General features: G+C 71.1%; 15 protein-coding genes. 11 read left to right on the plus strand and 4 right to left on the minus strand.

The genetic code is table 11. The features are described from left to right. Positions 1 to 22 precede the first annotated feature (22 nt). Positions 23 to 280 carry an SHOCT domain-containing protein gene (locus ACZ60W_RS23125; RefSeq protein WP_469757256.1) on the minus strand — a complete coding sequence of 86 codons (258 nt, stop codon included), beginning with the start codon at positions 278 to 280 and terminating at the stop codon, positions 23 to 25. A gap of 535 nt (positions 281 to 815) precedes the next feature. Here ACZ60W_RS23125 and ACZ60W_RS23130 point away from each other — a divergent pair. After that, the gene (locus ACZ60W_RS23130; protein WP_469757241.1) at positions 816 to 1,553 is read left to right on the plus strand and encodes an ABC transporter ATP-binding protein; all 738 of its coding nucleotides are present in this window, start codon (positions 816 to 818) and stop codon (positions 1,551 to 1,553) included. 2 nt (positions 1,554 to 1,555) lie between these two features. Continuing rightward, on the plus strand, positions 1,556 to 4,492 hold the full coding sequence (locus tag ACZ60W_RS23135; protein WP_469757242.1) for an FtsX-like permease family protein: 2,937 nt from the start codon (positions 1,556 to 1,558) through the stop codon (positions 4,490 to 4,492). A 270-nt stretch (positions 4,493 to 4,762) separates the two neighbouring features. Here the strand turns inward: ACZ60W_RS23135 and ACZ60W_RS23140 are convergent, their stop codons facing one another. After that, complete coding sequence (locus tag ACZ60W_RS23140; RefSeq protein WP_469757243.1) at positions 4,763 to 5,497, minus strand: TetR/AcrR family transcriptional regulator; 735 nt, start codon at positions 5,495 to 5,497, stop codon at positions 4,763 to 4,765. Between the two features lie 96 nt (positions 5,498 to 5,593). Between ACZ60W_RS23140 and ACZ60W_RS23145 the strand changes: the two genes are divergently transcribed. The 3 genes from ACZ60W_RS23145 to ACZ60W_RS23155 all read left to right on the plus strand — a co-directional run bounded on the left by ACZ60W_RS23145 (position 5,594) and on the right by ACZ60W_RS23155 (position 9,029). Then, the gene (locus ACZ60W_RS23145; RefSeq protein ID WP_469757244.1) at positions 5,594 to 6,682 is read left to right on the plus strand and encodes an alpha/beta fold hydrolase; all 1,089 of its coding nucleotides are present in this window, start codon (positions 5,594 to 5,596) and stop codon (positions 6,680 to 6,682) included. Between the two features lie 163 nt (positions 6,683 to 6,845). Next, positions 6,846 to 7,343 carry a cupin domain-containing protein gene (locus ACZ60W_RS23150; RefSeq protein WP_469757245.1) on the plus strand — a complete coding sequence of 166 codons (498 nt, stop codon included), beginning with the start codon at positions 6,846 to 6,848 and terminating at the stop codon, positions 7,341 to 7,343. Between the two features lie 408 nt (positions 7,344 to 7,751). Continuing rightward, positions 7,752 to 9,029, plus strand: a complete 1,278-nt coding sequence (locus ACZ60W_RS23155; RefSeq protein ID WP_469757246.1) for an MFS transporter — start codon at positions 7,752 to 7,754, stop codon at positions 9,027 to 9,029. Positions 9,030 to 9,318: 289 nt separating this feature from the next. Here the strand turns inward: ACZ60W_RS23155 and ACZ60W_RS23160 are convergent, their stop codons facing one another. Together ACZ60W_RS23160 and ACZ60W_RS23165 are read right to left on the minus strand one after the other, a co-directional pair. Next, positions 9,319 to 10,137, minus strand: coding sequence for an IclR family transcriptional regulator (locus ACZ60W_RS23160; RefSeq protein WP_469757247.1), 819 nt, complete (start codon positions 10,135 to 10,137; stop codon positions 9,319 to 9,321). An 83-nt stretch (positions 10,138 to 10,220) separates the two neighbouring features. Next, positions 10,221 to 11,840, minus strand: a complete 1,620-nt coding sequence (locus ACZ60W_RS23165) for a bifunctional 3-(3-hydroxy-phenyl)propionate/3-hydroxycinnamic acid hydroxylase (RefSeq protein WP_469757248.1) — start codon at positions 11,838 to 11,840, stop codon at positions 10,221 to 10,223. Between the two features lie 105 nt (positions 11,841 to 11,945). On the opposite strand from ACZ60W_RS23165, the gene ACZ60W_RS23170 reads away from it, so the two are divergent. The 6 genes from ACZ60W_RS23170 to ACZ60W_RS23195 all read left to right on the plus strand — a co-directional run bounded on the left by ACZ60W_RS23170 (position 11,946) and on the right by ACZ60W_RS23195 (position 19,763). Then, positions 11,946 to 12,905, plus strand: a complete 960-nt coding sequence (locus ACZ60W_RS23170) for an amidohydrolase family protein (protein ID WP_469757249.1) — start codon at positions 11,946 to 11,948, stop codon at positions 12,903 to 12,905. A gap of 176 nt (positions 12,906 to 13,081) precedes the next feature. Beyond that, positions 13,082 to 14,542, plus strand: coding sequence for an aldehyde dehydrogenase family protein (locus ACZ60W_RS23175; protein WP_469757250.1), 1,461 nt, complete (start codon positions 13,082 to 13,084; stop codon positions 14,540 to 14,542). 315 nt (positions 14,543 to 14,857) lie between these two features. After that, positions 14,858 to 15,763, plus strand: a complete 906-nt coding sequence (locus tag ACZ60W_RS23180; RefSeq protein WP_469757251.1) for an alpha/beta hydrolase — start codon at positions 14,858 to 14,860, stop codon at positions 15,761 to 15,763. 17 nt (positions 15,764 to 15,780) lie between these two features. After that, entirely contained in the window at positions 15,781 to 17,403 is a 1,623-nt protein-coding gene (locus ACZ60W_RS23185; protein WP_469757252.1) for an FAD-dependent monooxygenase, read from the plus strand. 423 nt (positions 17,404 to 17,826) lie between these two features. After that, a complete protein-coding gene (locus tag ACZ60W_RS23190; protein ID WP_469757253.1) occupies positions 17,827 to 18,924 on the plus strand; it encodes an amidohydrolase family protein in 1,098 nt (365 codons plus the stop codon). Positions 18,925 to 19,088: 164 nt separating this feature from the next. Continuing rightward, positions 19,089 to 19,763, plus strand: coding sequence for a GntR family transcriptional regulator (locus tag ACZ60W_RS23195; RefSeq protein WP_469757254.1), 675 nt, complete (start codon positions 19,089 to 19,091; stop codon positions 19,761 to 19,763). The last annotated feature ends 130 nt before the right edge of the window (positions 19,764 to 19,893 follow it).

Genomic DNA, 19,893 nt, shown 5'->3' on the forward strand with positions numbered 1-19,893 from the left:
GCATCCCCGCCGGCCAAGAGACTCACGGCACCGCGTCGCGCAGGGCGGTCAGGCGCCGACGGTACTCTTCCTCGTCGATCTCACCGCGCGCGAGTCGCTCGCCCAGGATCCGCTCGGCCGACGTGGCAGTCCGAGACCCCGGCGGCCGCTGCGAGGCGCGATCCAGTGTGCGGAAGAGCATCACCGCGACGGTGATGAGCAGGCCCCAGAACAGCACCGTGCCGACCGACATGGCGAACCAGCCCCATCCGTTCATGCCACCGCCGTTCCAGTACATCATCGCCACTCACACTCCCGGCGGCGGACTGGCAGGAGCGGACGCTTCGGCTCTGGTCCATCCGCCACTCCCACCGTGCATCGCCCCAGGACGCCCGTACAGGGCCGACCGGCCCACGGCAGGGGTCCGGTCGGCCACGGATGGGCACCAGCGGCCCATGGAACCGGGCTCCCGACGGCCGGAGGGTGGGAAGGAGCGGGGCCTCTCGTGGCCCCTGCGGATCGCTCACGGGAGTGGTCCGTGCGGCGGGCGGCCTCGGCGGCTTCTTCCCACCCCTCGTGATGGGGGCGGTCGATCGACGGCATCGCGCACGACTACACCTGGGGATTCGTCCTGCTCGCCGTCACCGCGGCGGGCGCGGGGACCCTGTCCGCCACCGCCGTCCGGCGACGCGCGCGAGCGGCAGCGGATGCCTGGCCACGACGGCGAACGCGCTCGCGCGGAGCTCAAGGTGAACCGACGATTGGGCCCTTCGGCCCCTCCTCCGGACCTGGATGGCCGTAGCCTTCACTCCCTTCCGGCGGTTGGTATGGACAGCATGAACACCGACCGGGCGCTCCTGGTCGCCACCGGAGTGCGCAAGATCTACCGGACGGGCTCCGTGGAGGTCACCGCCCTGCTCGACCTGGATCTCCTCGTGCGTCACGGAGAGCTGGTGGGCGTGATGGGACCGTCCGGTTCCGGGAAGACCACGCTGCTGAACTGCCTCTCGGGGCTCGACGACATCGACGGCGGCCGGGTGGAGGTCGACGGACACGACCTGTTCGCCATGTCGGACTCGGCGCGCACGGCCCACCGCGCTCACACGATGGGGTTCGTCTTCCAGGCGTTCAACCTCATACCGGTCTTCTCCGCGGTGGAGAACGTGGAACTGCCCCTGTTGCTCGTGGGCACGCGGCCGCGTGAAGCGCGTCGCAGGGCTCTGGACATGCTCGATCGGGTGGGCCTCGGCCATCGGGTCGAGCACCGGCCGAGCGAGCTGTCCGGAGGCGAGCAACAGCGGGTGACCATCGCCCGTGCCCTGGCCGGCCGCCCGGCCATCGTGTGGGCCGACGAACCCACGGGCAACCTGGACAGCGCGATGGCCGACCAGGTCATGGACCTGCTGTGCGAGCTCAACCAGGACGAGGGCCAGACGATCGTCCTGGTCACCCATGACAGCGCCATCGGCGCGCGCGTCCCCCGACTGATCCGGATGCGCGACGGGCAGCTGGTCGACGACATCCGCCAGGCCGTCACCGCCCCGGCCGCGGTCACCGACGTCCCTCCGGGCTGACCATGTACCCGAACCTCCTCGTCCCCCTGCTGACCGCCCTGGCGCTCGCCCTCGCGGCCCTGGTGCTGGTGGCCGTCCGGCAGCCGGTGTCACGGCGGCTGGCCTTCCGGCAGGTCGCGCGTCGGCGCACCGAGGCAGCGCTGGTGATCGGTGGATCGATGCTCGGCACGGCCATCGTCATCGGGGCGCTGGTCGTCGGCGACACCTTGAACTTCTCCGTACGGCAGGAGGCGTACCGCACGCTGGGCCCGGTGGACGAGCGTGTCGTCGCACCCCCGGGACCGGTCGGCCGCGCCGTCACTGATCGTCTGGCCGGCCTGGAGGAAAGTCCCGACGTCGACGGGGTCCTCGACGCCGAGGCGACCCAGGCTTCGGCCGTCAGCACCACCGCCGGCCGGACGGTCGCCGAACCACGCGTCCTGGCCTGGCAGATGGACTTCGACGAGGCGGCGCGTTTCGGCGCACCCGGTGGCGACTCCGGCCTCGGCGGACCGAACCCGAAGCCCGGCCACGTCGTGGTCAACGAGCCGCTGGCGCGGTCCCTGAGCGTGGGAGCCGGCGACCCGGTCACGGTGTACCTGTTCGGGACGCCGCAGGCGTACCGGGTCGAGCGTGTGGTCCCGGAGCAGGGTCTCGCCGGTGTGGGCCTCGGCGGCAGGCTGAACCGCGACGTCTTCCTGCCACCGCAGGCCCTGGACTCCGCCGCCCGGGCCGCCGGCGCAGAGCCACGCTCGGTGACCTTCGTGTCCAACCGGGGTGGAGTCGAAAGCGGCGAAGCCCTGACCGACCGCGTGACCGCCGACATCCGGCAGACTCTGGGACCGCTCGCCGAACAGACGGCGATCGAGGCACCGAAGCACACCGTCCTGCGGGACGCGAAGCAGGCCGGGGACTCCCTCGGCGCGCTCTTCCTCATGATCGGCAGCTTCAGCATCATCGCGGGCGCCCTGCTCCTGGTGAACATCTTCGTGATGCTCGGCGAGGAGCGGAAGTCCCAGATGGGCATGGTGCGGGCCGTGGGGATGAAGCGCTCGCGCCTCGTCGGGTCCTTCACCCTCGAAGGCGCCACGTACGCGTTGCTGTCCGCGCTGCCGGGGGTGGCGCTCGGAGTCGCCGTCGGCTGGGGCGTCGCCGTGGTGGCGGCGCAGATCTTCCAGGGCTGGTCGGTCGGTGGCAGCAGCCTCCGCATCGCCCTCGCCATCACCCCCACCAGCGTCCTCAACGGACTGGCCATGGGTCTGATCATCGCCTTCGCCGCGATCCTCGCGACCAGCGTGCGCATCAGCAGGTTCAACATCATCGCCGCGATCCGCGACCTCCCGACGACGCCGGGACGGGGGCCGCGCCGCCGTCTGCTCGCGGTCTCCACCTCTCTGGCGGTCCTCTGCGCGTTCGTGTCCGTGCCTGCCGTGGCTCGCAGCCAGCCCGACGCGACGTACCTCTTGCCGGCGCTCGCCCTCGCCTTCGCCGCTCCGGCACTGCTGCGCGTTCTCCCCCGTCACGCCGCCACCACCCTGGTCGCCGGCACGGTCCTCGCCTGGACGCTCCTGGCACCCGTCATACGCCCCCGGATCTTCGACACCCCGTCGATGTCCGTGTACGTCATCCAGGGCGCCTTGGCCGCCTTCTCCGCCGTGGTGCTCGTCAGCGACAACCAGAAGACGCTGCTCCGCCCCGTACGGCGGCTCCTCCAGCGCCCGACGGAGGGCGGCCTGGCAGCGCGGCTCGCCGTCGCGTACCCGCTGGCCAAGCGATTCAGGACCGGCGCGACGCTGGTGATGTACACCCTGATCGTGTTCGTCCTCGTCCTCCTGACGGAGATCTCGGGCATCCTCCGTGCCGGAGTGGACGGAGTCGTCGCCGACGCCACCGCCGGATACTCCCTTCGGCTGGACTACAACCCTCAGGTCGCCGGCGACCGGCTCGTCGACGATCTCCGCCGCGGTCCGTCGGCCGCCGGGATCGCCGCCGTGACACCGCTGCTCAACGCCACGGGCCGGGCCACCGACCCGGGGCACCGCAGCCCCCGGCCGCTGGACACCGCCGTGGTCGGCGTCCCCGACGGAGCGATCACCGGCATCACGTTCCGGGAGCGGCTGCCCGGGCTGACCAATGACGCCGCCGTGTGGCAGGCCCTCGCCTCCGACCCCCGCTACGTCGTTCTCGACGGCTTCTTCGGCAGTACGGGCGGCCCGGCCGGCGACTACTACGACCCCGGTGACACCCTCTCGCTGACGGATCCGCGGACGGGACGCAGCGAGCAGAAGGTCATCGCCGGTGTGCTGAGCAACGGGTCGGTCTTCTACCCGGGCACCGGCGCAAGTTCGACCACCTACCCCGTCGTGCTGGGCGAGCGGGCGACGCGCGAGCTCTTCGGCACCCAGGCACAGAACGCCTCCGCGCTCGTGCGAACCGGCCCCGGAACCTCCCCCGACGCCCTGGCGACCCGACTGCAGGGCGAAGAGCTCTCGTCCAGCCTGGTCGCCACCCCCATCGAGTCGGACATCCGCGAACAGTTCGACTCCAGCACCGCCTTCTTCCGCCTCATGCGGGGCTTCCTCGCCCTGGGCCTCGGCGTGGGCATCACCGGCCTCGGCGTCGTCATGGTCCGCGCCGTACGCGAGCGCCGACGCACCATCGGCATCCTGCGGGCCCTCGGCTTCCGGGCACGGACCGTCCAACAGTCCTTCCTGTGGGAGAGCTCTTTCGTCGCCGTGGAGGGCATCGTCCTCGGATCGCTGCTGGGCGTGCTCACCACCTGGCTGATGTACAACAACAGTGCCGCGTTCGAGGGTCTCGAAGGAGGTTTCCCGGTCGAGTGGCTCAGCATCTGCGGCCTGGCCGCGGCCACCTTCGCCGCGTCGCTCCTGGCCACCATCGGACCGGCGCGCCGCGCGGCCGCCATCCGCCCGGCGCTGGCGGTCCGTGTCACCGAATGAACAGCAATGCCCCGCGGACAAGTTCGGCAGGCGGCTCCCGTCGACGATCGGGAGCAGTCGACGATCGGGAGCAGTCGACGATCGGGAGCAGTCGACGATCGGGAGCAGGGAAGGAAGGGGCGATGTGGCCGGCCTCGCTCGCCGGGTTCCCGCCGGGGCAGTGGACCGCCGACGCTCGCCGGTTCTGCGCCCTCGGTGACATGGACAAGGACCGCGTCGCGCAGCTGGAGCCGGTGTTCGGTGCTGCGAGCAGGTGCCGCCAGGCGCGGGTCAGCGATGACCGGCAGGGGCGATCAGGTGGGTGACGCCGTCGAGAATGCGATCGAGGCCGTAGTCAAGCGGGTCGCCGCTGCGGGGGGTGAAGGCGCCGGCGGCGATCGCGGCGGCGAGCGCGGGGTAGCGGTGGCCGTGGCGTTCCAGGACTTCGCCGGCGAGGCGGTTCCACTCCTGGTCGCCTTCCTCGTCGGCGTGGACGAGCTGCTGGGCGAGGCTCCGGATGTGGCCGATGACCAGCAGGACGGTGTCGTGCTGCTGTGCGGGGGTGAGCGAGGTGGGGGCGAGGGCGGCCAGTGCGGCGTCGAGCCAAGCGAGTTGGTTGGGGCCCATGAGCTGGCGGCGCATGGCGGTGGCGGTCAGGATCCACGGGTGCGCGCGGTAGAGCGCCCAGCACGCGCGGGCCCATGCGGTCAGCTGTGTCCGCCACCCCTGTAGGCGGCTGATGTCCCCGGGCGGCGTGCCGAGCACCGCGTCGGCCATCACGTCGACCAGTTCGCCCTTGCCGGGGAAGTAGCGGTAGAGCGCCATGGTGGTGACGCCGAGGTCGGCGGCGACGCGCTGCATGGAGACCCCGTCCAGGCCCTCGGCGTCGGCGACCGCGATGGCGGCGGTGACGATGCGCTGGGCGGTCAGTGAGGGTTTCGGGCCGCGTCGCGGCTGGTCCTGTTCCCCCCAGAGCAAAGCCAGGGTGACCTTCGGGTCGTGCTTCTTGTCCCTGCCGGCGGCCATGTCGCGGCTCCTTCGCGGACGTGGTTGACGCTGTCTCAGAACTGTGTATAGCATACACTTAATTGCTTATCTGATACACAGTTCTGGGGAGAAACCGTGATCACCGCCGCGTTCATCGCCGCCGCCACCCTCGCCACGTCCGTCGCCACAGCACTCGGCCACCGCCGCCTGCGCCAGACGGCCGGCGCCCGCCTCATGCGCATCGACTCGCCGAACGGCATCAACGAGCACGGGTGGGTGTTCATCGGCGGCATCGACCAGTGGATCTCCGTGCGCGGCGAGGACCGGGCCAACCCCGTCATCCTGGAGATCCACGGCGGCCCCGGCGCCTCCAACGCCATCTACGGACCCCGCACCCGCACCTGGGAAAGGCACTTCACCATCGTGCGCTGGGACATGCGCGGCACCGGCAAGACCCTCCACCGCGCCGGCGCCGACCGGCAGGGCGAACTGAGCTTCGACCGCCTGTACGAGGACGCCGTCGAAGTCACCCGCCACGCCCGCGCCCGCCTTGGCACCGACCGCGTCGTCCTGGTCGCCAACTCCTTCGGCAGCACCTTCGGCCTGCGTCTGGCCCGTGAGTACCCGCACCTGTACTCCGCCTACGTCGGCACCGACCAGAACATCCACGACGCCGGCCGCGACGACAGTGCCCACCACGCACTGCTCGCCCGCCTGGCTGCCGCCGGCAAGCGCAAGGAACTCGCCGCCATAGAAGAGATGGGATCCGACGCCCGGACGTGGACCGCCGAGCAGCACGCCGCCCGCGCCAAGATCACAGCCACCAGCGACCCTCTGACCCTCTCCACCATGAAGTCAGTGGTCATGAAGTCGCTCTGGTTCTCCCCCCTGCACTCCCTGCGCGAGCTCGGCTCGCTCGGCAAGGGCATGAAGCTCTCCGAGCAGATCCTGCCCCCCACCGCCCACTTCGACGACTGGGCCGACGGCACCGACTTCGAACTGCCGTTCTTCATCTTCCAGGGCGACCAGGACGTCCTCACCCCCACTCACCTCGCCAAGCGGTTCTACGAGGACGTCCGCGCACCCGCCAAGGACTTCGCCCTCATCGGCGACGCGAGCCACTTCGCCTCCTTCCGCCACCCCGAGCACTTCCTGCACCTCATGCTGACCAAGGTCCACCCCTTGGTCGCCGGCGCCGGCCGGCTCCGGCCCGCCACCACGTGAACCTGACGCGAACGACAGCCCGGGCCCGCCCCTGCCCATCCGGCCCATGAACGACCCCGCAGAAGGACATCCCCCTCGTGGGGGCCTCACCCGCACACCGGACATGCACACCAGGCCGGGACGCGCCCACCCTCCGGCCTCCGCCGAGAAAGACTCCACCACCATGAACGCCAGCACCCCCAAGCCCGTCCTGACCCGCGCCGCCGAGGCCGAGACCACCAGCGACCCCAGCAGCACCATGACCCTGCTCGCCGACCACGGCACCGACACCAGCCCCGTCACCAGCTACCGCTCCGCCTTCGCCGCCGGTGCGGTCGGCGCACCCGCCCACTTCCACACTCGCGCCTCCGAGCTCTTCTACGTCATCGACGGCGCCCTCAACGTCCTTGTGGGCGACGAGGTAACGACTCTGCGCGAGGGCGACTTCCTGCTCATCCCCCCGCGCACCCCGCACGCCTTCGCCGCCGCCCCCGGCTCCACCGCCGACGTGCTGTTCACCTTCACCCCCGGCATGCCGCGCTTCGACTACTTGCGCCTGCTCGGCCGGGTCATGCGCGGCGAGGCGAGCCCCCAGGAGATCAAGGACTCCTCCGAGCTCTACGACAACCACTACGTCCACAGCCCGCTCTGGCAGGCCACCTTGGAGGCCGCCGCCAAGTAGGCCCCGCCAACCGTCCTGAACACTCGCCAACCACCGCGCAGGATAAAGCCGTCCGACCGGCCGGGGCCGCCGTCGCCGCACCGGGCGGGGGCCTCGACGAATGTGCCGCGCCGCCGCTCCGCGGCCAAGTGGAGTGCGAGCCCACCGGCACCACCGACCTGTCCCACGTCGAAGCGTACGAAGGAGCCGGCCGAGCGGACCGAACTCGGCCGAGCGGCACCCCCCGGCGTGGGGTGCACCACCGCCCCTGTCACGTGAGAGACATGAAGTTTCGTCTACCAGCAGCTTCGGCGACTGCTGCTGTTCTTCGGACGGGCACCCCTCTTGTTGCAACTCTCTTGCCATTACCAGTAACAAGCGTAAGGCTACATGAGCCCTTACTGTTAACTTTGGACACGGAGTCGCCTCATGCCCCTGATCCCGGAGTCCGGACCACAACGCGTCATGGCTGCCTCGAACTTCGTCTACACCGTCGGCAGCGGCCTCTATCTGACCGCTGGAGTCCTGTACTTCACCGAGGCCATCCGCCTTCCGGCAACCCAGGTGGGCCTCGGACTCGGCATCGCCGGTGTCCTCTCGCTGGCCGTGGGCATAGTTGTCGGTCATCTCGCGGACCGGCACGGAGCACGCGGTGTCTACGCCATCACCCTCGTTGTCCAGGCGCTGGCCACTGCCGGCTTCGTCCTCGCAGACAACTTCTGGCTGTTCGTCCTGGCGGTAGGCACGGCCACGGGCGCCAAAGCGGCCGGATTGGCCTCACGCAGTCCGCTCATCAGGCACTACGGAGGGGACCGACCGCAGGCCTTCCGCGCCTATCTCCGCGCTGTGACCAACGTGGGCATCTCCCTCGGCGCGCTGCTGGCGGGTTGGGCCGTCCAGGTGGGCACCCTCCCCGCCTACCGACTCCTGGTCATCGGCAACGCGGTCGCCTTCGCGGCTTCAGCAGCAATTCTGATCTACTTGCCGCCGGTCAATCCCGTCCCCAGCACCGGCGGCCCCCGCTGGATTGCCTTACGGGACCACCCCTACCTCCTGCTCACCGCCCTCGATGGCATCATGGCCGTCCAGTTCAAGGTACTCACGGTGGCCGTCCCACTCTGGCTGGTCACAGCCACCAGCGCCCCGCGCTGGCTCATCTCGGGCACCATGCTCATCAACACCGTCATCGTCATTGCGTTTCAGATACGAGCCAGCCGCGGCATCAATTCCCCCGTGGCCGGCGGAGCCGCTTACCGCCGAGCAGGCGTGGCCTTTCTCTTGTCCTGCTCGTTGATCTCCCTGTCTGCGGGGATCCCGGCGTGGGCCGCCGCCACCCTGCTGATGACCGCGATGGTGATCCACACGATCGGCGAGCTGTGGCACTCCGCCGCAGGCTTCGAAGTGTCCTTCGCCCTCGCCCCACAACACGCCACCGGCCAGTACCTCGGTGTGTTCGGCCTCGGTGCCGGACTGGCCGAAGCCCTCGGCCCGGCCCTGCTCATCTCACTCTGCATCGCCTGGGGCCGCCCCGGTTGGTACGTCGCAGGAGCGCTGTTCACTCTGACGGGCTTGGCAACACCACTTGCCGTCCGCTGGGCACAACGTCACCAGCACGCTCGGCAGGCACACCCACAGGTCGCGTGGAAGGAAGCAGTAGCCCGAAAGGCCCCGGAGTACGTTCAGCATCCCCGACTGCCGCAGGGCTGATGCCGGGGCCGGTCGGCGCGGAACGCCAGGGGGTGTGGGAAGTCGTGGGGTGCAGCCGGTGGCGAGATAGTTGACGCCGATGGCGCCTCCGGACTCCGTGGTGATGCCGGCGATCCGCATCCGCACGAACGGTGTCAGGCCATCGCCAGAGCGTCCAGGTGTCGTCGTCCTTGCACGCTCCGCCGGTCAGGACCTGGGTCCCTCCGGGGTCGTGGTCGTGCGGGCACACGGGTACACCTGCCGGACGAGTCGCCCAGGTGCTGTCCTGGGCCGCCCGGACACGGACGTCCTACGGCCGGGGCTGCTCCGTGGAGTGTCCCAGCATCTCGGACATGGCCTGGGTCGAGCTGAGCAGTTCCGCCGACAGTCGGGCCACGTCCTGCTCCGTGATGCCTCGCGCGGGCATCACGAGGGTGACGACGAGGGGGAAGGACTCGCCGGCGGTGAAGACGGGGGCGGCCAGGGAGGTGACGCCGGGGATGACGCCGCCGACGGTGGTGGCCACGCCTTCGCGCAGCACCTCGTCCTTGATCTGGTCGACCCGGTCGCGGGTGGCCGCGTCCAAGGCCGCTGTCTCCAGTTGTCCGCGGAGCACCGGCTCGGTGAGCTGCTCGGGCAGGTGCGCGAGGAACGCCCCTCCCATCGCCGAGTTCAGCAGCGGCATGGTGGCGCCGACGCGGACCGTGATGGGCAGGGCGTGGGCGCCGTATTCCCAGCGCACGACGACGGGACCGTGGTCTCCCCAGACCGCGAGGTTGACTGCGTGCGAGGTACGGTCCCTCAGGCCCGGCAGGTGCTCGCTGACCAGGGCCACCTCGTCCATCCTGCGAAGCGATTCGACGCCGAGGCGTCGCATGGCGGGCCCCATGTCGTAGTGCCCGGAGCTGGGCGACTGGGCGACGAGGCCGACGCGGACGAGACTGACGAGATAGCGGTGGACTTTGCTGGGCTGCATGCCGCTGGCGGCGGCTATCTGCGTCAGGCTCATCGGCCCCCGTCCCTCTTCGAGGGCTTGCAGGACGGTCATCGCCAGTTCGACGGATTGAATGCCCTGCCGGGCCGGCGACGTCTCGTCGGCCTCGGAGGCGGAGGGATGACGTGTGTTCACGGTAGCGATCATAGTGACCGGCCTGCCGGCGCCGCCCGGAACCGTCCGTCCCGGCATGCTTCAGGAGCCGCGGCGAGGGGACGTCACCCTTCCGTCGCCGCCTCCGGTGCGGTCGGGGCAGCATGGATCGCGTCCAGTAGCTCGACCGCGAGGCCGATCACCGTGTCGGGGCTGTCGGCCGTGCCGTAGACGTAGAAGTCGGGCCGGACGACGACGGCCGAGCAGGCGAGCTCGGCGAACCATCGGCGGTAGGTGCCGTCCATGTCCCGCACGACGGCAACCGCCGGATGCGTCGGGGCCCGTTCGCCGAGAACGACGACCCGGACGTCGGCCACGGCGAGGGCGTCGAGCAGCCGGTCGTCCTCCAGAGCGGCCAGGTGGTCCTCGGTGACGAGGAAGTGGAACCCGCCGCCCACGATCTGGTCGAGGCGGTCGTGGCGGGTCCCGTCGTCCACGACGCCCTGCACCGACAGCTGTCCCCGGCCGGCGTCCGGGTGCCGGGCGAACAGGCCCTCGGCCAGGTCCGGGAAACGCATGGGCTCGGGTGCGGCGGATGCCGCGCGGCGGGCCAGCAGCGTCCGGTCGCGTGCGGCGGCCTTCTCGGGGTCGCGCAGGGTCTGGAGGTGGCCCAGCTCGATGCCCTTCTCGGTCACCGCGCGCACGTGTGGCTCGCGCTCGGTCTGGTAGGTGTCGAGGAGGTCGTCGGGTGCGGCTGCGCGCAGCACGAGGTCCAGTTTGAAGGCGAGGTTCTGCGCGTCGCGGAAACCGGAGCACATGCCCTGGCCGAGGAAGGGTGGCATCTGGTGGGCCGCGTCGCCCGCGAGCAGGACGCGGCCGCGGCGCCATGCGTGGGCGATGAGGGAGCGGAAGGTGTAGGTGGCGACCCGGATGAGGTCGGCGTCGTCGGGGGTGAGGTAGGGGGCGACGCGCTTCCAGACCCGCCGCGGGTCACTCTCGGTCTCGAAGTCGTCGACCGAGTCGAGCATGAAGCTGAAGCGGTGGTGCGCGGGGCCGAGGGAGATGATCGAGGTCGGTCCCAGCGGATCGCCGAGCTGCAAGGCGCGCGGCACGTCGGTCGGGCGGCGGAAGCGGAAGTCGCACACCATCCACGGCTCGGAGAAGCCGTAGTCGTGGAGTTCCACGCCGAGCGCCGTGCGCACGAAGCTGTTGCCGCCGTCGCAGCCCAGGACATAGCGCGTCGTGACCGTCTCGGGCCCTTCGGGACCGGCGAAGGTGACCGTGACGTGGTCCGCGGTCTGCTCCAGGCCGAGGACGGGGCTGCCGTGCCGCACCTCCACCTGAGGCATCGCGTGGCACACCGCGTCCAGCGCCTCCTCGAGGTCGGGCTGGTACATCATGTGCCATTCCGCCCAACCGCTGCGTCCGGTCGCGGCGAAGGACTGCTCTATGAGCAGGTCACCGCCACTGTTGCGCCATTCGTAGGTGGGCTGCACACGCAGCTTGGGCAGTAGCGCCTCCGCGACCCCGAGACGGGCCAGGGTGCGCATGGTCTCGTCGTCGAAGCTGGCGGCCCGCGGCAGGTTGTACAGGCCGGCGTAGCGCTCCAGGACGAGGACCCGGTGCCCTGCCCGCCCCAAGAGGGCGGCCGTCACCATGCCCACCGGCCCGTATCCCACCACGACCACGTCGGGCGCGGTCCCGTTCGGGCCCGGGCCCAGCGCGGCGACATCCGTATCCGTCATCGGGCACCTCCATCTTCTCGGACGTTCCAAGGGTTGACACCGACGGAATGTACGTTTCACCATCGAGGAAGTCAATGCATATAAGTGAAACGCAGAGGGGTCGCGATGCGGACCATCGGTCTCGAGGAACACTTCGTCACACCGGAACTGGAGGGGTACGGGGCCTCGGCGGCCGCGATCCTCCAGCCGGACAAGTGGCGCGAGGCGTCCCGGCGGCTCCTGGACGTCACGGGCGAGCGGCTGGACGAGATGGACGCGGCGGGTCTGGACGTGCAGGTGCTGTCGCTCAACTCCCCCGGCATCCAGGCCGAGAAGGACGCCGCCACCGCGGTCGCGCAGGCCGCCGCCGTGAACGACCTCCTCGCCGGGGTGATCACCGACCATCCCGAACGCTTCGCCGGTTTCGCCGCCCTGCCGCTGCAGGACCCCAAGGCGGCCGCCGACGAGCTGGAGCGCGCCGTCTCCCAGCTGGGCATGCGCGGCGCCCTGGTGAACGCGCACACCCAGGGCCGCTACCTCGACGACCCGGAGCTCCGGGTCGTGTGGGAGCGCGCCGTCGGCCTGGACGTGCCGCTCTATCTGCACCCGGCCAACGGTGTCGACGTCCCGCACGTCATCAAGGGGCACCCGGAGCTCATCGGTCCGATGTGGAGCTGGGGCTCGGAGACGGCCACGCACTTCCTGCGGTGCGTCTTCGGCGGTGTCTTCGACGACTTTCCCGACGCCAAGATGCTGCTGGGCCACATGGGCGAGGGTCTGCCCTACGTGCTGTGGCGGATGGACTCCCGGTGGGACTATCACCACCACCAGGGCGTCGAGTTGGCCCGTGGCAACCCCTCGGAGTACATCCGGCACAACCTGTACATCACGACCAGCGGTGTGTGCTCGGCCCCGCCGTTGCTGTGCTCTCTGCTGGCCCTGGGCTCGGACCACATCCTCTTCGGTACCGACTACCCCTTCGAGGAGATGGCGGTGGCCACCGAGTTCCTGCGGTCGGCCCCGATCAGCGAGGCCGACCGGGAGAAGATCGCCCACGGCAACGCCGAGCGGTTGCTCGGCCTTTAGAGGCGGGCCTGCACCACCGGGCCCGCAAGACCGAGAACCCCCGAGAAGCCGCACCACCGAGACGCCGCGCCACCGGGCCCTCACCACCGAGACGCCGCGTGCGGCCGCGTTTCCCCTCCCCCGCCCTGATTCCCCTTCGCCTACCTCCCTTCGTTCCCCGCAAGGAGTCGTCCGACATGACCCGAGAGAACCCCGCACGGCACTGGATCGACGGCGAGTGGGTCGGTTCCAGCACGATCTCCGACAGCATCGACCCGGCCACCGGCCAAGTGATCGGCACCTATGCGGATGCCGACGCCGAGGTGGGGCAGCAGGCCATCGACGCAGCCGGCCGCGCGTTCAAGGAGGGGGACTGGCGTCTCGACCCGATGCTCCGGGCCACGGCCCTCAGTCACCTCGCCGACGCGTACGCCGCGCGGATGGACGAGGTGATCGGCACGCTCTGTCAGGAGAACGGCAAGCTCCGCCACGAGGCGGGCTTCGAGGCGCACTTCATCCTGCGCGCGCTGCGTTTCGCGGCGGGGCTCGCCGTCCAGCCGCACGGCCGGGTCACCGACACCCAGCCGGGCCGTCAGGCCATGGTGATCCGGCAGCCCGTCGGCGTCGCCGGCATCGTCGTACCGTGGAACTCCCCCGCCTACCTGTGCATCCGGGCACTGGCCCCGGCCCTCGCCGCGGGATGCACGGCCGTGGTGAAGATGCCGGGGCAGGCGGCCCGCACGGCCGCGCTCATGAGCGAGATCCTCGCCTCCGTGCCCGAACTGCCGCACGGCGCGGTGAACGTCGTCGTCGAGTCCGGCTCCGAGGTGGCCCGTCTGCTGGTCGAGTCCCCGCAGGTGCCCGTCATCAGCTTCACCGGCAGCACGGCCACCGGCCGGCTGATCGCCCAGGGGGCCGCGGCGCACTTCAAGCGGGTGGGTCTCGAACTGGGCGGCAAGACCCCGCATCTGGTGTTCGCCGACGCCGACATCGAGGCCGCGCTGGCCACGGCCGTCGCGTCGTGCACCGTCTTCGCGGGGCAGTTCTGCATGACGGGCAGCCGGGTCCTGGTCCAGCGGGACATCGCGGAGGAGTTCACCGCCGCCCTGGCCCGGCGACTGGAGTCCGTCCGCCCGGGCCCGGCCTCCGACGCCGACAGCCAGATCGGGCCTCTGATCGACAAGGCGTCGGTCGCCCGTGTCGACGCCGCCGTGGAGGCGGCCATCGCGTCCGGCGCCAAGCCGATCGTCCGCGGTGGACCGAGCACCCGCCCGGACCTGGCCGGGGGTGCCTTCTACCATCCGACGCTGCTCGCGGTCACCGACTCCTCCCTCCCCATCGTCCAGGAGGAGACCTTCGGACCGGTGCAGACCGTCCAGATCTTCGACACCGAGGAGGAGGCGATCGCCCTCGCCAACGACACCGAGTACGGCCTGAGCGCCTGCGTCTGGAGCCGGGACGCGGACCGCCCGGTGCGGGTCGCGCGGCAGCTCGACGCCGGCCTGATCTCGGTCAACAGCTGGGCGAACCTGACCATCGAGTTCGAGGAGGGGGGATTCAAGTCCAGTGGCGTGGGCCGGCTCGGCGGCCTGGCATCGGCGGAGGACTTCCTGGAGTACAAGCAGATCACGCAGGACTACGCGCCCCGGCCCCACTGAGGAACGCTTCGGCAAAGCACGACGCGTCCGGGAGGGGCCTACGGACCGACAGTCCGACGAACCGACGGCAGGCCCGTGCGCCTTCCCCTCGTGGACCGCGTGGCCCGGCGCGTCGCCCGCCGGAGCCCTCCTTGACCCTTGCTGTTATTACATATAGCGCCTAGGCTCACAGAGCCCTGACGGCGCCCGGAACGGGGTCTTCGACCCTAGAGTCCGAGGCGGTCGGCTCCACCCGCGAGCATGCGCTGTCGATCGCCGCAGGACGCCTCTCATCCGTGCGGCACGCTGGAACCCACCCCTGGCAGGAGGCCACAGATGGCCAAGCAGCGCACCCTTCTGACCTTCGAGGTCGACGGACACAGCATCACGGCGCTCGCCGCCGGGCCCGCCGAGCCCACCGGCAAACCGCTGATCGCCGCTCTCCACGGCGGTACGTACACGGCCCGGTACTTCGACGTCGCGGGCGCCGCCGAGGGGTCCTTCCTGGATGTCGCCGTCGCTCACGGCTATCCGGTGGTGGCCTTCGACCGCCCCGGCTACGGCGGCAGCACCGCGCTGGAGCCGGACCGCAACACCTTCAGCCGGCACGTGGAACTCCTCAACGGTGCCCTCGCGCAGGCCGTCGAAAGCCTCGGCGCGGACGGCGTGTTCCTCGTCGGCCACTCGATCGGCGGCATGATCGCCCTCATGATCGCCGCGTCCGAGCCTGACGTACCCCTCATCGGCGTCTCGGCGACCGGTATGGGGGCCGTCATCCCGAGCGGAGGGGCGGCCGAGGCCCTCGGGTCCCTGCCGGCGGACGCGACCGTGGACCTGCCCTACGAGGAGCGGGACAAGGTGATGTTCGGCCCCGCCCACACCTTCCGGGCGGAGGGGGTGCGGCAGGCCCACGACTCGTACGCACCGGTTCCCGTAAGGGAGTTGGTCCAGGCGCCGCGTTGGCCGAGGGAGCACCTGCCCACGCTTGCGCCCAAGGTCCGCGTCCCCGTGCACAACGCGCTCGCCGAGTTCGACGCACTGTGGAGCAGCGGCGCGGAGAACGTCGCCGGGTTCGCCGCCCTCTTCACCGGGGCGCCGTTCGTGGACGCGAGCGTCGCGCGCGGAACGGGCCACTGCATCGATCACCACACGCTCGGTTTCGCCACCCACCTGCGGCAGCTCGCGTTCGCCGAGGAGTGCGCGCACTGGGCCGCGCAGCAGAAGGCCGGGAACGAGAACTGATGCCTTCCGTCGACAGCATGAATCTCCCGCGGCACGTGCAGGTACTCGTCGCCGGCGGTGGCCCCGTCGGCCTGGCCGCCGCCGTCGAGCTGTGCCGCCGGGGCGTCGACTGCCTGGTCGTCGAGCCGCGTGCCACGGTGTCCCGAGCAAGGCCGCGCTGCAAGACCCTCAACGTGCGCACGATGGAGCACCTGCGTCGGTGGGGCCTGGCGGAGCGGCTGCGCGAGCGTGCCCCGCTGCCCGCCTCCTGGTCCCAGGACGTGGTCTTCTGCACCTCGCTGACGGGCCGGGAGCTGTCCCGCTTCACGGGTGTCCTGGGGCTCGTCCCGGAGGGCGACCGCTTCGCGGAGATCGGCCAGCAGGCGCCGCAGTACGTCCTGGAGGAGGTGCTGCGCGAGACTGTGGAGGAGCTGGCACCGGGACGACTCGCCGTCGGCCGGAGAGTCGTCGGTGTGCGCCAGGACGACGATCTGGTGACCGTGACCGTCGAGGACGTCGCCGGTGTGCGCGCTGTCGTCACCGCGGACTACGTCATCGGCTGCGACGGTCCGCGCAGCGTCGTGCGGGAGGATATCGGCGCGCGCTACGTGGGCGGTGAGGCCCTGCGCCCGAACTTCGGCATGGTCTTCAGGAGCGCCGACCTCGGGAAGCACGTGGCGCACGGACCGGCGGTGCAGTACTGGGTCGTCAACGCGGCGGCTCCGGCACTGGTCGGGCCGCTGGACCGGAAGGACACCTGGTGGGCGATCGCCTTCGGCGTCGGCCGGGCGGCCGGGGAACGCGAGGCGCGGCAGATCATCGACGCCGTGGCGGGCAGGCCGGTGGAGGCCACCGTGCTGTCAACCGACCCGTGGACCGCGCGCATGCAGATCGTCGACCGCATGCGTCACCGGCGGGTCTTCCTCGCCGGTGACGCCGCGCACCTCAACCCTCCGTTCGGCGGTCATGGCCTCAACACGGGCATCGGAGACGCGGTCGACCTGGGCTGGAAGCTCGCGGCCGTGCTTGGCGGCTGGGGCGGGGCGGGCATGCTGGACAGCTACGAGCGGGAGCGCCGCCCGGTCCAGGAGCGCGTGATCCGCGAGGCGACCGCCAACATGCGGGTGCTCTCCACCGAGTTGCTCGCCGAAAACCTCGACGCGGGCGACGAGGCCGGCGTGCGGGCCCGGAGGGCCGCCGGCGCACGGATCCAGGCGACCAAGGAGGCGGAGTTCCACTCCCTCGACCTGGTCCTCGGCCTCCGTATCGCCGCCTCGCCGATCCTCCCCGAGGAACACGACGGGGATGAGGGCTGCGCGTGGACCGGAGCCCGGCTGCCCCACCGGTTCCTGGAGGACGGCCGTTCCCTGTACGACCTGCTCGGTGAGGGCCTGACGCTGCTGACCCTCGGGCAGGACGTGCCGGTGACGGCCTTCGAGGAGGCCGCGCACGTGCGCGGCGTCCCGCTCACCGTGCTCCGTCTGCCGGAGTCGCCGACCGGACGAGCCGGCCTGCTGGGCGGCGCCCGGCTCGCTCTGGTCCGTCCGGACCAGGTGGTGGCCTGGCTCGGCGACGAGACTCCCGAGGACCCCCTCGCGCTCGTCGACATCCTGACCGGCGGCGTACGCCGCGGCGAGAGGGCGGCAGCCCGCACCTCCTGAGCCTCCGCACACCCTGCCGAGGAAAACCACCGCATCTTTTCGTCGACACGGGGACCTCACGGCCCCGTCGACCGGCGCGTGCGCGCGCCGACCACCAGACCCCGCCCCGGCCGCGCCCTGTCCGAGGTATCTGCCTCGCGGCCGGGGCGGACCCCTCCCCAGGGGAACAGCGGGAGCGCCGGCCTGTGCCCTCGGCAGCCCCGCCGACTTCGGCGTCCGGCGCCGAGCAGCGGCCGGCGCGGTCGGACGGCGGTGCCGCGCGGTTACCCTCCCGCATCGCCTCGTGCGCGGCGCCCCCTGCACGGGGACGACCACGCGTATCCCTCCGGCCCCTCCCGCACGCCGGCCCGGGGTACGGCACCTCTCTCCCCCACCAGGGACACGCCCTGTTGAGCACCTCCTCCCGAAAGGAAGACAGCACGTATGAGCGCTGACCAGTGGACCAGACGGCAGGTCCTGAACTCCGCGGCGGCCACGGCCGCACTCGCCGGCGCGTCCACGGTGATGGCGCCCGGCGTCGCCCAGGCGCACGGCGGCCGTCCCGACCCACAGCGGCGGCTGCGGATCATCGCGATCGAGGAGGCCATCATCCTGCCGGGGCTCATCACCCAGGGCACGGCGCTGAACGGCGCGATCCCCTTCAAGCCCGAGGTCACCGCCGAGTGGTTCAAGCGGCTGCCGGACGTCACTCAGTACCGGCTCGCCGACATGGACGCCAACGGCGTGGCGATGCAGGTCCTCTCCCTCACTCCGCCCGGAGTGCAGATGCAGCCGGACGCGGCCATCGCCGTACGGGACGCGCAGGTCGCCAACGACGCCCTGGCCTCCGTCATCGACGCTCACCCCACCCGGTTCGGCGGCCTGGCCGCGCTGCCCCTCCAGGACCCGCAGGCGGCCGTGCGCGAGGCCCGGCGCGCCATGGGCGACCTGAGGATGGCCGGGTTCCTGGTCAACGGCCACACCAATGGCCACTACCTCGACGAACCGCAGTTCCGTCCGGTGTGGGCCGCGCTGGAGGAACTGGGAGCCGCGCTCTACCTCCACCCCACCCCGGCGCCGGCCGGGGAGTGGGGACTGCTGAAAGACCGCCCCGAGCTGGTCGGCCCCCTCTACAGCTGGGCGGCGGAGACCGGCGGGCACGCACTGCGCGTCATCCTCGGCGGCGTGTTCGACGACTTCCCGGGGGCGAGGCTCATCGTGGGCCACATGGGCGAGTTCCTGCCGTACCACGCTCCCCGTCTCGACGTGCAGATCGAGAACATCAACACCAGGGTGCCGCTGAAGAAGAAGCCCTCCGAGTACCTCAGGCAGAACGTCGCCATCACCACCTCGGGCGTGATGGACGACACCATGCTCCAGGCCGCCATCAGGTCGGTGGGCGTGGACAACGTGCTGTTCGCCATCGACTACCCCTTCGAGAAGAGCGAGCAGGCCGTCGGATTCCTGCGCGGAGCAAGCCTCTCCCCCCTCGACCGTCGGAAGATCGCCGGCGGCAACGCCGAGCGCATCCTGAAGCTCTGATCGTCCTCACGTCGCGCCGCCCCCGCGCCCCGTACCGTGTACCGCGGTGCGGGGCGCAGCCGGCGCCGCCCGCGTGCTCCGCCCTTGTCATGCACGCAGCCCACCTCCAGAGGCATAGCTATAGTTGGTCTCCACCACCGGACGGCCGAAACGAGGAACACACCGTGGCGACACCCCGGGGGGCGGTCCAGCCCATCACGTCGCGGTCCGTGGTGGAGCAGGCCACCGACGAGTTGCGGCGCTCGATCCTGGCCGGCCATCTGGCCCCCGGCACGGAGTACTCGCTGCGTGAGCTGGCGGGGATGCTCGACATCAGCTTCATCCCCATCCGCGAGGCGTTGCGGAGCCTGGAGAGCGAAGGACTCGTCATCATGCGCCCCGGTCGCAGCGCCGTCATCGCACCGCTGGATCTCGACGACCTGCGGGGCATCTACCGTCTGCGGCGCGCCCTGGAGCCGGATATCGCACGGCGTTCGTGCACCCTGCTGACGGACCCGGAGCTGGACCGGTTGGAGTCGCACGCAGCCGACTTCGGTGCCCGGGAGCACGGCATGGCCGACATCTACGACGATCACCACGCCTTCCACCTCGCCCTCCTGGCACCAGCCGCGACCACCTGGGACATCCGGGTGCTGACCACCCTGTGGCGGGCGGCGGAGCGCTACATCCGCATCGGCTTCGGCCGGCTCGATCCGGACCCCTCCGAGCACGAGCGGCGGGGCAGGGCCCACGCCGATCTCGTGGAGGCGTTCCGCACCCGCGATCCGGCCACGGTCGGGGCCGCGGTCGAGAAGCACCTGGCCCGCAACGAGAAGATCGCCTTCTCGGCCCTGTCCTGAGCACGACCGCCCCCGACGGGGGGGGGGGGGGGGGTTTTGGGGTGGGGGGGGGGGGGGGGGGGGGGGGGGTGGGGGGGGGGGTGGGGGGGGGGGGGAGGGGGGGGAGGGGGGGGGGGGGGGGGAGGGGGGT

The sequence above is a fragment of the Streptomyces sp. NPDC104202 genome (assembly GCF_055584185.1).